This window comes from Microcoleus sp. ARI1-B5, assembly GCF_036705795.1.
Classification (GTDB): domain Bacteria; phylum Cyanobacteriota; class Cyanobacteriia; order Cyanobacteriales; family Microcoleaceae; genus Microcoleus.
This window is the reverse complement of the sequence record NZ_JAUBVK010000027.1, coordinates 1-13,637: the sequence shown is the minus strand read 5'-3', so window position 1 is coordinate 13,637 and position 13,637 is coordinate 1. Positions and strand designations below refer to the sequence as shown.

General features: G+C 46.9%; 10 protein-coding genes. 4 read left to right on the top strand and 6 right to left on the bottom strand.

Features of this window, described 5'->3' with window-relative positions:
* The first annotated feature begins 25 nt into the window (after positions 1 to 25).
* The 3 genes from QUB63_RS27460 (at position 26) to QUB63_RS27450 (ending at position 3,476) form a co-directional block, all read left to right on the top strand.
* A complete protein-coding gene (locus QUB63_RS27460) occupies positions 26 to 2,203 on the top strand; it encodes an O-linked N-acetylglucosamine transferase, SPINDLY family protein (protein WP_332948532.1) in 2,178 nt (725 codons plus the stop codon).
* Between the two features lie 108 nt (positions 2,204 to 2,311).
* On the top strand, positions 2,312 to 2,902 hold the full coding sequence (locus QUB63_RS27455; protein ID WP_332948531.1) for a tRNA-(ms[2]io[6]A)-hydroxylase: 591 nt from the start codon (positions 2,312 to 2,314) through the stop codon (positions 2,900 to 2,902).
* A gap of 91 nt (positions 2,903 to 2,993) precedes the next feature.
* Positions 2,994 to 3,476, top strand: a complete 483-nt coding sequence (locus QUB63_RS27450) for a GNAT family N-acetyltransferase (protein ID WP_332948530.1) — start codon at positions 2,994 to 2,996, stop codon at positions 3,474 to 3,476.
* 198 nt (positions 3,477 to 3,674) lie between these two features.
* Here the strand turns inward: QUB63_RS27450 and QUB63_RS27445 are convergent, their stop codons facing one another.
* The 3 genes from QUB63_RS27445 to QUB63_RS27435 all read right to left on the bottom strand — a co-directional run bounded on the left by QUB63_RS27445 (position 3,675) and on the right by QUB63_RS27435 (position 10,333).
* On the bottom strand, positions 3,675 to 7,508 hold the full coding sequence (locus QUB63_RS27445) for a PAS domain S-box protein (protein WP_332948529.1): 3,834 nt from the start codon (positions 7,506 to 7,508) through the stop codon (positions 3,675 to 3,677).
* A 194-nt stretch (positions 7,509 to 7,702) separates the two neighbouring features.
* Positions 7,703 to 9,094, bottom strand: coding sequence for a malic enzyme-like NAD(P)-binding protein (locus QUB63_RS27440; RefSeq protein ID WP_332948528.1), 1,392 nt, complete (start codon positions 9,092 to 9,094; stop codon positions 7,703 to 7,705).
* Positions 9,095 to 9,937: 843 nt separating this feature from the next.
* Entirely contained in the window at positions 9,938 to 10,333 is a 396-nt protein-coding gene (locus QUB63_RS27435; RefSeq protein WP_332948527.1) for a hypothetical protein, read from the bottom strand.
* Between the two features lie 370 nt (positions 10,334 to 10,703).
* Here QUB63_RS27435 and argS point away from each other — a divergent pair, with 370 nt between their 5' ends.
* Positions 10,704 to 12,461 carry an arginine--tRNA ligase gene (gene argS, locus QUB63_RS27430; RefSeq protein ID WP_332948526.1) on the top strand — a complete coding sequence of 586 codons (1,758 nt, stop codon included), beginning with the start codon at positions 10,704 to 10,706 and terminating at the stop codon, positions 12,459 to 12,461.
* A 343-nt stretch (positions 12,462 to 12,804) separates the two neighbouring features.
* Here argS and QUB63_RS27425 read toward each other — a convergent pair whose 3' ends face one another.
* The 3 genes from QUB63_RS27425 to QUB63_RS27415 are packed head-to-tail and all read right to left on the bottom strand — an operon-like array spanning position 12,805 to position 13,514.
* Positions 12,805 to 12,993, bottom strand: coding sequence for a hypothetical protein (locus QUB63_RS27425; protein ID WP_332948525.1), 189 nt, complete (start codon positions 12,991 to 12,993; stop codon positions 12,805 to 12,807).
* Complete coding sequence (locus QUB63_RS27420) at positions 12,986 to 13,198, bottom strand: transposase (RefSeq protein ID WP_332948524.1); 213 nt, start codon at positions 13,196 to 13,198, stop codon at positions 12,986 to 12,988. The genes QUB63_RS27425 and QUB63_RS27420 overlap by 8 nt, the downstream gene beginning before the upstream one ends.
* Positions 13,199 to 13,208: 10 nt before the next feature.
* Entirely contained in the window at positions 13,209 to 13,514 is a 306-nt protein-coding gene (locus QUB63_RS27415) for a hypothetical protein (RefSeq protein WP_332948523.1), read from the bottom strand.
* Between the last annotated feature and the right edge of the window lie 123 nt (positions 13,515 to 13,637).

Genomic DNA, 13,637 nt, shown 5'->3' with positions numbered 1-13,637 from the left:
CTTGATAGCACAGATAGGCCGCCAAATGAATTCCGATTTTCGCAACCAATCCGAAACACCCCAATTAGAAGATGCTGCATCGCTGACTGTCGTTGCAGAAATGTATTACTCTGAAGGCAATTTAGCAGCCGCCGTCGCTGCTTGTCGCCGTGCTCTGGAATTGCAACCGGATTGGGCGGCGGCTTACGTGACAATGGGTAACGTGCAGCAAGCAAGCGGGCAAATTGAGGAAGCGATGCGCTTTTATTCCGAGGCGATCGCCCTGAATCCCGATTTTGCTGAGGCGTATGCTAATTTGGGCAGTATGCTATACAAACAAGGGCATTTCGTGGAGGCGATTGTTAATTACCAAAAGGCGATCGAACTCAAACCAACTTTGGCTGCTGCTTACTGGAATTTGGCAGGGGCACTGAAGCAGCAGGGGCAACCGGATGCAGCGTCCGCATACGAGCAAAAAGCTCTCGAACTCAATCCCCATCTGGCTCAGGTAGATTTTCACATAAATTTAGGCGATCGATTAGCGCGGCAGGGGAAGTTAGATGAGGCTGTGGCTGCATGGCAGCGGGCGATCGCTTTCAAACCCGATTTACCCGAAGCATACTGTCAAATTGGCCGAGTTTTGCGCCACCAGGGCAAATTTAAAGACGCCATACCCAACCTTCAAAAAGCCCTAGAAATTAAACCCGATTTTATTTCGGCACACCAGCATTTGTGCGCCATCCTCAGAGATACTAGCGATTTAGCCGCAGCGCGGCAAGCCGTTCACACATACAGCCAAATGTGTGCCGAAACCGATCCGATTATGACGGCGATTTACTTCGTCAGCACCTATCAAGTCTCGGGATTGAATCAAATTGCGGGCGATCGATTTTTAGAACTAGAATCGTACTTGGAGCAAAACTTAGAAACCGCTAGCTCCGTGGAAATTAAATCGCTTTATGCAAACTTCTTATTCAGCACGCCCTATGTGCGAGATGACTTGGCAGCCAACTCCCAACTTTACAGATTAATTGCCCAAAAGTACATCGACAAATGTATCAAACCTAATTTTTCTCAACCTGCAAATTACAGTTTAAAACCAAAAGCCCCAGCCAGCAAATTAAAAATCGGATTTTTATCCAATCACTTCAGCCGCCATTCTGTAGGTTGGTGCAGCGCTGACATCATTCGCGAATTGTCCGACTTCACACCCAATTTGTATCTGTACGCTTCCGAAAGAATTGTGCCGGACGATCGCACTCAGCAATTTGAAAGTTTGGGAAAACTGACTTTTCCGCAAACTTACCCGAACGGACTTGCTAATTCCGCAGAAATTATCGCCCAAATTCAGCAAGATGAATTGAACGTTTTAGTCGATTTAGATTCTCTCAGCGTACCAGTTCACGCTGACATTCTCTACCAAAAACCCGCGCCTGTTTGTGTTTCTTGGCTCGGATTTGATGCGCCTTACATATCCTCGGAAAATTACTTTCTTACAGACTGGCACTCGCACCCAACCGGGCGCGAAAAATATTATGACGAGCAGCTAATTAGGATGCCGGATTCTTTTGTAGCGGTGTCAGGTTTTCAGAGGTATGGAGTAGATCCGGTGGCATTGAGAAAGTCGCATCGGATCGGTTTGGATCAGATAGTTTACCTGTGCGTCGCTCCCGGCAGAAAATTTAATGCCGACTTAGTAAAAGCACAAATTGCGATTCTAAAACAAGTGCCGAACAGTATCTTAATTCACAAAGGTTTAGGCGATGCTGCGGTGTTTGAGGCTGCGTATCACCAAGCTTGCGAAGCTGAAGGAGTCGGCCGGCACCGAATTAAGTTTTTGCCGAGGTATGCTACGGAGGAAGAGCACAGAATTGTCTATTTGCTGGCAGATGTTTTGTTAGATTCTTATCCTTACAATGGAGGTACTCACACTTTAGAGGCTTTGTGGTTTAATTTGCCTGTGGTGACTCGCACCGGAGAGCAGTTTTTGTCGAGGATGGGTTATTCGTTTTTACAGGCTTTGGGAATTGAAACTGGTGCGGCTTGGTCTTGGGCGGAATATGTGGATTTGGGTGTAAAGTTGGGTAAGGATGGTGAATTGAGAAAGGCAATTCAATCACAGTTGGTGAAGTCTAAAGACGCAGCTAATTTGTCGCCGCTGTGGAATCCGAAAAAGTTTGCTGGTGATATGTATGCGGTGTTTGAAAAATTGTGTAAAATCTGAATACATAGTATGATGTCCGCTGGAACGACCGCGAGTACATAGGTTTGATCGAAGGCTATTTAACTGCTCACTAATGACTAATGACTAATGACTCATGACTAATGACTCATGACACACCCAACTATTAAGTTTTTGAAACAGCCGACTTCGGAAGCTTGGGTCGAACAGGCGATCGCCCATTTAGATACAATCTTATTAGATCATTCTCACTGCGAGCGGAAAGCAGCGGGAGTAGCGTTAAATTTAATGTTTCGCTACCCAGCGCGGGAAAAATTGGTGAGGATGCTAACAGCCATCGCCCGCGAAGAATTAGAGCATTTCGAGCAAGTCAACCAGCGGTTAGAACAGCGCGGCATCGCTTTGGGCCCTTTGGCCGCGCCTCCCTACGGTGCCGGCTTGTCGGGCCAAATTCGCAAGCATGAACCGGAGAGACTTTTGGATTCTTTGTTGGTTTCTGGTTTGATTGAAGCGCGGAGTCACGAACGGCTGGGTCTGCTGGGCGAGCGCTGCCCCGACGCCCAATTGGCTAAGTTTTACCGCAGTTTGATGGCTTCGGAAGCGCGCCATTACGGGGTATATTGGATTTTGGCCACAACTTATTTCGATCGCGCTCTTGTGATGGAGCGACTGGAGGAATTATCATTGGTAGAGAGCGAGTTGCTGGCAACTCTTTATCCTGAACCGAGAATTCACAGTTAAAAGTTGGGTGCATTTAAAGACTGTACAATACCAAAAATCAGTAAATTTACAGTTGCTAAAGTCAAAAAATAAGTATACTTCACAACAACCGATGAAAACCCAACATCTCGATTTTTTAATTCGCTCCTGGGAAACGCGCGATCGGGCTGAGGCGTTCCATTTAATTAAGGATGTTTTAGCAGAGTACGGTTTAAAATGCGAACCTCACGGAGCAGATCGAGATGTCTATGATGTAGAACTACACTATCAGAAGAAGGGCGGGGAATTTTGGGTAGTTGAAAAGCACGATCGAATAGTCGGTACAGCCGCTTACTATCCCATCGAGCGCGGGAAGAATGCTGTGGAAATTCGCAAAATGTATATTTTGCCCGCAGCAAGGGGACAAGGTTTGGGGAAATTTTTACTGCAAGAATTGGAAAGTAAAATTATCGCTCGCGGCTTTGATGAAATCTGGATCGAAACTGCTAGCGTTCTCAAAGAAGCTGTTAAAATGTACGAAACTAGCGGATATCTGCCGACAACGGGTGTTGAGACGCCAAGGTGCGATCGGGTTTACGTAAAATCTCTAGGTTAGAAGCAAAGTCTAAGAAACCGGGTTTCTGAGAAAATCTCGGTTGGTGGCAAAATATCTCGGAAGAAACCCGGTTTCTGGGAAGTTTTCTGGGGATTTTGCAAAGTGTAAAGTCTAAGAAACCGGGTTTCTGAGAAAATCTCGGTTGGGTGGCAAAATATCTCGGAAGAAACCCGGTTTCTCTTAATTTTGCATTGGGTTTTAATTTCTTTTTTGTCGCATAGGAATCTCGATCGCAAATTCGGAACCTTCTCCCAATACAGAATTGCACGTAAGCTCGCCGCCGTGTTTTTCTACGACAATAGAGTGCGAAATCGCCAATCCTAAGCCTGTGCCTTTGCCGATGGGTTTTGTGGTGAAAAATGGGTCAAACAAGCGCCGTTTCACGTTTTCGCTCATCCCGGGGCCGGTGTCAGCTATCCGCATCGCCACGCAGTTATTGTCGGTTAGTTCGGTGCGGATCGTAATTGCGAGATTTTTGGTAGTGCGATCGGGTTTATTCATCTCCATTTCCAAGGCGTCGATCGCATTGCTCAACAAATTCATAAATACTTGATTTAACTGACCGGGATAACATTCAACTAAAGGCAAGTTACCATATTCTTTAATCAGATCGATTGGCGGGCGATCGGGTTTATTTTTGAGGCGGTTTTGCAAAATCATCAGCGTGCTTTCAATGCCATCGTGAATGTCAACTTGTTTCATTTCGGCTTCGTCAAGTCTTGAGAAAGTCCGCAGGCTCAAAACTATGTCGCGGATGCGATCGGCTCCGACTTTCATAGATGCTAAAATTTTCGGTAAATCTTCAACAATATAATCAATTTCAAAGGCTTCTCTGGCATCTAAAATTGTGGGGCTAGGCTGCGGGTATTCCTGCTGGTAAAGTTGCAGGAGTTTGAGCAAATTTTTAGTGTATTCGCTGGTGTAGCTGAGATTGCCGTAGATAAAATTAACTGGGTTGTTAATTTCGTGGGCGACACCTGCGACTAACTGTCCCAAACTTGACATTTTTTCACTTTGAATTAATTGAGTTTGGGTTCGTTGGAGTTGGTGCAAAGTTTGTTCTAGCTGTTGAGTTTGAGCTTGAGCTAATCGGGCTGCTGTGCGGGTTTGATCGTAGAGTTCGGCGTGGTCGATCGCGATCGCAATTTGAGCGATCACCGCTTGCATCAGTTCGACTTCCGAATCGCTCCAATTTCGCGCCGACAGAGCCTGATAGCAGGTAATCGCGCCAAGATCGCCGTCAGCAGTATGAATTGGCAGCGACAGCACTGATTTAACTTTTATTGCCTGGAAAGCAGCGCGCAATTCTGCATCTTCAAAAGTGCTAACATCATCTATTCGCAGAATTTCTCGGCGTAAAATTTGCTTGACTCCTGCACTAGATGTGTCCTCTACGACATAAGTACCTAGCAAACTTGGTAAAGCTGCATTTTTGGCTTCATAAACTATTTCCCAAACCGGAGGATGGCTGTTGGGGCGATACCAAGTGAAGATGCACCAATCGAGCTGCATTAAATTGCGAATTTCTTGAACTGCGGTTGCTAAAATTGTGTCTAAATCTAAAGAATTGCGGATTTGGTTGGCAATTTGATTGAGCAGTTGTTCTCTCTGAGCTTGCTGTCTGAGGGCTTGTTCCGATCGCACTAATGTTTCTTCTGCAAGTTTGCGCTCGGTTAAATCTTGGACGACGGCTTGGATAATTTTTTGATTTCCAACTTCGATGACTGTCAGCACGACTTCTGCGGGAAAATCAGTACCGTCTGAGCGCTGGTGAACCCAATCAAAACGGTTATTGCCGCGTTTCAAGGCGAGATCCATCATTTCCTGGGCCATGCTCAAAGAATCTCTACCGTTGGGTTGGAAAGCAGGCGAAAGCTGGCCGGGGTGTTTGCCGTACAACTGTTGCGGGGAGGTGCAACCAAATAGTTTGAGGGTGGCGGTGTTGGCATCGCAGATGCCACTGTCGTATAACATCAAAACGGGCAAACTGGTTAATTCGTAGAGCGATCGAAATTTGGCTTCCGACTGCTGCAATGCGGCTTCTGTTTGCTTGCGATCGGTAATGTCGGCCACCATTGCCAAAGCGCCCGCATAGCGTCCCTGTTTGTCAGGCAAGGGATTAGTAGAAACCATCGCCCACAAGTCGCTGCCGTCTCGGCGGCGGAACTTAAAATCGTGCTGTTCGCTAATTCCTTGACTGCGGCGGTTGAGATTGGCTTGGGCGATCGCCATGCCTTCTGCATCCATGAAAGCAAATAGCGGTTGTCCGATCGTTTCCTCTGGAGTGCAGCCGAGCATATTGGCCATTTTTTGGTTGACAAAAGTAGTTTTACCCTCCGTATCTACGATCCAAATTCCTTCGTCTGCTGTCTCGACAATACACCTGTATTTTTCCTCGCTTTCCCTGAGCGCTTCTTCTGCTAATTGGCGAGCCGTAATGTTTTGAGTCATCAGCAATCCGCCGGTGATTTCTTGCCGTTCGTTTCTGACTGGCAAAGTATAAGCGAGGTAAATGCGATCGCGGTAAGTAAATTCTGTAACAACTGTTTCTCCAGCCAGTGCCGCCCGATAATTTGGCTCGACAGCACCGCAAAAATCCGGCTCGAATACTTCCCAGATTGTCTTGCCTTCCATCAACTCTTTGGAAAGCCCCACTGCTGCTAATTCTGTACCTTCTACCAGGGTGAAGCGCAGGTCGCGATCGAACAGCATCACCGCACCGTTAGGAATGTTGCTTGCCATCGTGCGGTAAAGCTGTTCGCTTTTTTGCAGTGCTGCTTCTGCAAGTTTTCGATCGCTAATGTCAATCACAACTGCACCGATGCCGATCGCCTCGCCATCTTTGTCGAGCAGGGGAAAATAAGAGCCCGTCAGGTGTTGGACAAACCCCGGCTTTCTTGGATTGTCACCGCTCATCTCGATGTTAATTAGGGGAGCTTTCGTTCTCAAAATTTCTTCGTACAAAGGCTCTACCATTGGAGCGCTCTCGGGCAATATTTCGCGTATAGTCTTGCCGATATGCTCGGCTGGACTAAAGCAATTTATTTCTGCTAGAAATTGATTTATTTGCACGTACCGCAGTTGGGAGTCCAAAATGCAAATTCCCGCCGGCGCCTCCTGCAAAAAAGCATCGAATAGTGCTTGTCTCCGTGCTAATTCTTGTTCTAAATCTTTGCGATCGCTAATGTCCCTGATGCACCCCACACTCCCAAAGACTTTGCCCTTAACGTCTTTCATCAGAGAAATTGACAAGTGCGAGCCGAAGTCTTCCCCTGACTTGCGCTGCATTGTAATTTCTAGTTCGCACTCGCCTTTTTCTTGTAACGGTTGAGCCACTAATTTTAATATTAATTCCCGCTGTTGCGGCGGATAAATCAGACCTATATGTTGACCTATAACTTCACTTTCATCGTAGCCGTACAACCTTTGAGCGGCTTTATTCCAACTAATGATTGAGGCGTTCGCATCCGTACAAATTACGGCTTCGCCAATTTGGTCTATTATCTGATTTTGTAGTTGCAGTTGCGATTTTGCAAGTTCGAGTTCGGCGATTTTTTCTTGGAGTAGTTCCTGAGTTTTTGCCAGTTCAGCAGTCTGCTTGGCCAGCAATTTTTCTAGTTGTGAATTGCTGTGCGGCGGCGCTGAGTCCAGATTTTTGTCCCGAGTATTAAAAATTTCTTCAGCACTCAGCCAAATCGCGCACTCTCCCTCTGTTTCAACTGCCACTTCGGAAACTCGCACGGGTACGAGATGGTTGCTTTTATGTTTGTATGCTGCTTCGCACGGGCCCGTGCAGCTATTTTTAGCTTGACTTTTTAGATATTTTTCTGGGCCAGCGCACTCTGTTTGCAGAATTTCCCAGTAATTGAGCTTGAGAGTTTCTGCAACTGTGTAGCCGATAATGCTTGCAAAAGCTGGATTTACATCTAGAAAAGTCCCGTCTGTCCGGCACAATGCCAGCCCCAGCGGGCACATTTCTAACAATTTGCTGTTGCAGCGATCGATCCGGTCTTCTCCTAACTGGCTTTGCATCTGACCTAGCTGGGCTTGGGTTATATAATTATATCTTTTTATCTTGTTTATTGCTGTGATTTTTCTCACTCAGTAAGGAAGTTCGTCCTCGTTGCCGAACTTCCCTCTATCCCGTACATTGTTCGGAAGAGCCGAACTTCCTTCCATCCTTTACATCCGTTACATCGGTTAAATAATCCGTTGCCGAACTTCTATTAATCGCGGGCGATACCTTCGGATCGGGCGGCCAACTGCACGGCACCGGCGACAGCAATGGCAACTCTTTCGTCAAAAACTGACGGTATAATGTGTTCTTTGTCAAGCTGGGAAGGGCTGACTAAAGAGGCGATCGCGTAAGCTGCACCCAAATACATACTTGTGGTAATCGTGCTAGCTTTGCAGTCCAAAGCACCTCGAAATATCCCCGGAAATGCCAAAACATTGTTAATTTGATTCGGGTAATCGCTGCGCCCGGTGGCGATAATCGCCGCATCCTCCATAATTAATTCTGGCTGAATTTCGGGAATGGGATTTGCCATGGCAAAAACAATCGGATTTTCGGCCATGGAACGCACCATCGAGCGAGTGAGCACTCCCGGGGCGCTGACACCTAAAAATACATCCGCACCGGCGATCGCATCTTCCAAAGTACCGCCCGAAGGCACAGCAAATTCCAGTTTTTCTGGGTTCATATCCGTGCGGTCTTTGGAGAGGACACCTTTGGAGTCGCACATGATGATGTTTTCGGCACCGGCTTTGCGCAGCAAGCGGGCGATCGCGACTCCGGCCGCACCTGCTCCGTTAATCACCATACACACTTCTGCGATTGATTTTTTCACGAGTTTCAACGCATTAATTAATGCTGCCAAACTGACAATCGCAGTGCCGTGCTGGTCGTCGTGAAAAATCGGAATATTTAAGGTTTCCCGCAATCTTGCTTCAATTTCAAAGCAGCGGGGAGAAGAAATATCTTCGAGGTTAACGCCACCAAAAACCGGAGCGATATTCTGCACTGTGCGAATAATTTCGTCTGTATCTTGGGTGTTCAAACAGATAGGAAAGGCGTCTATTCCGGCAAATTCTTTAAATAGCATGGCTTTGCCTTCCATGACTGGCAGTGCGGCTTCCGGCCCCAGGTTTCCCAGTCCTAAAACAGCGCTGCCGTCGGTAACAATGGCAACAGTATTTTGTTTGATTGTCAGGTTGTAAACTTGTTGGGGGTCATTGGCGATCGCAGTACAGATGCGGCCGACTCCTGGGGTGTAGGCCATTGCCAAATCCGACTGGCGTTTGAGGGAAATTTTGCTTTCTACGGTGATTTTGCCGCCCCGGTGCAAGTTGAAAGTGCGATCGTACACGTCGATCACTTTGATATTCGGCAGCGCTTTCACTGCTTGGACTATTTCTTCGCTGTGCTCAGTGCTCGAAGCATCGACGGTGATATCGCGAACTGTAGTGGCGCGGGTTTGCTCGATCAAGTCGATTTGGCCGAAGTTGCCGCCCACAGATCCGATCGCGCTGGTGACGCTAGCGAGCATTCCCGGCTGGTTCGGCAGAGCAACGCGAATCGTTAAACTAAAGCTAGGGTTCGGTGTCAGTTTTACCATGATGGCTTGATTTGAGATTTTAGAATTGCAATCTTAGATTTTATCGCCAATGTTAGGCATAAAATTTAATAATTCAATTTTTCAACTGAAATTTTTAACAAATTCTATGAGCCTGAGATGCGATCGCACTATATATCCCCGTAGGGTGCGTCAGTTTCAATGTGTTTAAATTGTGTCAAAACTTGGGACTGACGCACCCTAACTTTGTGGTGTGCCAGTTTCAATGTGTTTTAACTGGAGCGAAACTGCAGGCTGACGCACCCTACTAACTATCTATTTTTCCCCATATTTCTGCTCGCTGCAAACTTAATGAATATCAAGCAAAACTCTATTTTGCAGCAATAAGTAAATCCACCTGACTCAACATAATACCATTTTGACAAAAGATTGCTACACAATAAATGTTGTGTTTGTTTATAAAACCATTGCGATCGGTTGCGGATCTGCTGATCCGTTACATCCGTTACATCCGTTACACCATCCGTTGCCGAACTTCCTTCTTCTTACCGCCTAATTTCTGCTGCTGTCTTTTAAAGCGAGACACCCAGAAGAGTTGATGCGGCTTTTTGGCGGCCTTTATTGGGGAGGTAAAAAGTAGATGCACCGCTGTTTGAGCCGGCAGGTAAAAATCAGATCGACTGACAAGCGGGCATGAAGGTACGTTAATTTTGCCTGCTTGTTTAACACTCTTACATAGCGAGTGCAACCTTGCTTTCGATCGAATTACCTGCACGCTTTGCCCTCTTAATTCCAGCGACTGTTACTAATAGGGAATCTACCCCGCGCCGGCAGAGGCACAGGTTCAGTCAAGCACAGCGAGTTGCTGGTTGCTAAGTGTCAATTTTAGCGATCGCTCGCAGCATCAGCACACATAATTGTAAAGAATTTGCAAGCGAGACAATCGGCGGGAACTTTTTCTAAGTCTTGCAGATCGACAGGTTGGTCAGCCTCGCTACCGGGGGGAACGATGCACAGGGCAACTTGTCCGACTCCAGCCATGAGTTCGGCAACTCGCTCTAAAATGCTGTCGATTTTGCCAATAAGTTGCTCTGCTGCATCCAGACTCGGCGCGATAATGAAAAAGGTTTTGACTCCATCGGGACAAGGGGCGAAGCCGAGGGTACACTCTCGTAATAGTGCTTGAGTCGAAAGACTCAGAGGGTCATCGAAGCGATCGATTACAGCTTGATAAAAGGCGATGGTCAGAGAACGATCGCCAAAAACAGGTTGAGATAACATAACTACTTCCTTCCGTAGAATTTGGGGGAGCATTAAAAAAATATTAACATACCTTAATGTAACTGATTTAACTAAATTATCTAGCGATCGCGATCGTTGACTAGATGTGATATTTTTGGAGTTGTGTAGCGATCGCAACTGTGATAAAATGTAGTCTGTGTTAACGCGACCAGTGATTTCGACCGCATCAGCAGCTAAAAGCTAAGTACACAAAATTTCCAAGGGGTTCCGGAAGAGGGTCCGATGGGGATCGTGGGAGGGGGGGAGAGAGGGAAAGGGGGAGAGGAAAATTATCTAAGTTGTTAGAGGATTATTGGCACAAAGTGCTTAATCTAGAGTTTAAAATAAACATCCAATCAAAATATAAAAGATGAACTCGATCGCCCACCAGTTAAAAGCAAGATTTGAAAAAGCATTCACCGCTGCATTCGGCGAAAGTTATGCAGGTGCAGATCCGATGCTAGCCGCCGCCAGCAATCCCAACTTTGGGGACTTTCAGTGCAACGCGGCGATGAGTTTGGGGAAAAAGTTAGGAAAGCCCCCACGGACGATCGCCTCGACAATCATCGAAAACCTAGATATTAGTGACATCTGCGAAACCCCAGAAATCGCCGGACCCGGTTTTATCAATTTGAAGCTGAAACCGAGTTATTTGGAAGCGCAAATTAGCGAGATCGCGGCCGACTCGCGTTTGGGGATTGAACCCGCCAAAACGCCTCAGACAATCGCGATCGACTTTTCGAGTCCGAATATAGCCAAAGAAATGCACGTCGGACACTTGCGATCGACAATCATCGGAGATGCGATCGCCCGCATCCTCGAATTTCAAGGCCACGACATACTCAGAATCAACCACATCGGCGACTGGGGCACCCAATTCGGAATGCTGATCGCATACTTGCGCGAAGTTCACCCCCAAGCCCTCACAACCGCTGACGCCCTAGACTTAGGAGATTTAGTCGCATTTTACCGCCAAGCAAAACAGCGCTTTGACACAGACGAAACCTTCAAAGAAACCGCCCGCCAAGAAGTAGTAAAACTGCAAGCAGGCGCTGAAGACACCCGCCGCGCTTGGAAATTGCTGTGCGATCAATCCCGCCGCGCATTCCAAGTAATCTACGACTTGCTAGACATCAAACTAACCGAACGCGGCGAATCGTTTTACAATCCATTATTGCCCGCCGTAGTCGAAGATTTAACCCATCTAGGTTTGCTAGTAGAAAGTGACGGCGCGAAATGCGTTTTTGTAGACGGTTTTACCAACAAAGAAGGCGAACCCCTGCCGCTAATCGTCCAGAAAACCGACGGCGGCTACAACTACGCCACCACCGACTTAGCCGCAGTGCGCTACCGCATCCAAAAAGACAATGCAAAGCGCTTAATATACGTCACAGATTCCGGACAATCCAACCATTTCGCCCAAGTATTTGCAGTAGCGAAAAAAGCCAATTGGATTCCTGAAGATGTCGAGATGGTGCACGTTCCCTTCGGTTTGGTATTGGGAGAAGACGGCAAAAGATTAAAAACTCGTTCTGGGGAAACAGTGCGGTTGCAGGATTTGTTAGACGAAGCAATTGTCCGTGCGCGCCAAGTTTTAGAAGGGATATTAAAAGCAGAGGGAAGACAGGAAACTGAGGAATTTATTGCTAACGTATCTCGAACAGTTGGTTTGAGTGCCGTTAAGTATGCCGACTTAAGTCAAAACCGCGCCAGCAACTATGTATTTAGTTACGACAAAATGCTCGCCTTGCAAGGAAATACTGCTCTATATATGCTGTATGCTTACGCGCGCGTGCAGGGAATTCGCCGCAGAGGTGAGATTGATTTTGACAATTTAGATGCTGGTGCGAAAGTAATTTTGCAATCCGATGCCGAGTTGGTATTGGCAAAGCATTTATTGCAGTTGAATGAAGTTATAAATTCTGTTGGCTGCGATTTGTTGCCGAATCGGATTTGTCAGTATTTGTTTGAATTAAGTCAAAAGTTCAATCAATTTTTTGAGCAGTGTCCAGTTTTGAAAGCTGAGGAACCGTTGCGGAGTTCGCGGCTAATTTTGTGCGATTTGACGGCGAGGACTCTGAAATTGGGTTTGGAGTTGTTGGGGATTCAGGTATTGGAGAGGATGTAATTTTTTCATTTCTCAAAAGCTGTAGGGTGCGTGAGAGTGATAAATATTTGAATCTAGGTGATGAGACTGTTTGCACTCACGCACCGCCTCAAGTATTGAACAATACCGATGCAACCGGAAATTAGATTATTTTAACCGCCGAGCGACGGCGCTCAAAAGCAGCATCTGAGTTTTGCAAATATAGAACCCATTTGGGATCTATAGCTCCGCCAAAGGCTCCTTCGCCAACCGTTTAAGCATCAGTCGGAGGAAACGCAAATTGAGCTTAGCGGTCGCATGAGCCAGCGTCCGCTCAAAATTCTTGACCCAACTCTTATACCGTTCTACCCAGGCATTCGACCGTTCAATCACGATCGCGAGTCGGGATGACGACAAATTCCGTCTTCCCTTGCTCCTCCTTTTGAGACTTGGTGGGCTTGGGCGCTAATTCAAACTGAATTTTAGTCACGATCGGGGGATATATCTGCTCGATCGCGGTGGTCAGCACCACTGGATGATAGCCTTTGTCAAGCAGGATAGTGATTTTAGGCACTGGAGTCCGGTTTATCCTTGAAGTAATCAAGGTTGTGTGCCAGCATCTCAATTAAACCCTGGTCATCCGATACATTAGCTTTGGTGCAGTGGATGAAGAAAGGGAATCCTAGACTATCGACAGCCAGATGCCTTTTGATGCCGTTGGTGGATTTGTAGAAACAAAACCCTTTCGATTCTATCCCAGCATTACAGGTGTTTTTCACAACTTGCGAGTCAATCAGAAGCAAGGTTGTCCACTTGGTTTTTTTTACTTGTGTTCGCACCTGAGCCTGCAAAGCATCCCTGATTTGCTCCAGAACTCCGGCTGACCGCCACTGCTTGTAGTGTCAGAATACGGTGGAGTAGGGCGGCAGGTCTTTCGGCAGGTCGCCCCAGTTGCAACCGTTCTTCCGTTGATACAAGATGCCATTCAGGATTTGTCGCTTTGTCCGCTCCCGGCGGTCTGGTGCTTTTCTTTTGGGGCAGGAGTGGCTGAATGATTTCCCACTCTTTGTCGGTTAAATCGCTGGAGTATGGCATTTGTCCTCGATTCTAGCTCCTCATCCAAGAGCCCAAATAGATTCTATATAACTGAGATTCACCAACCACCTGCTTGTGTGATGGTGAAGCGGGCGATCGAGCCTCACACCCCAACCCCAGCCT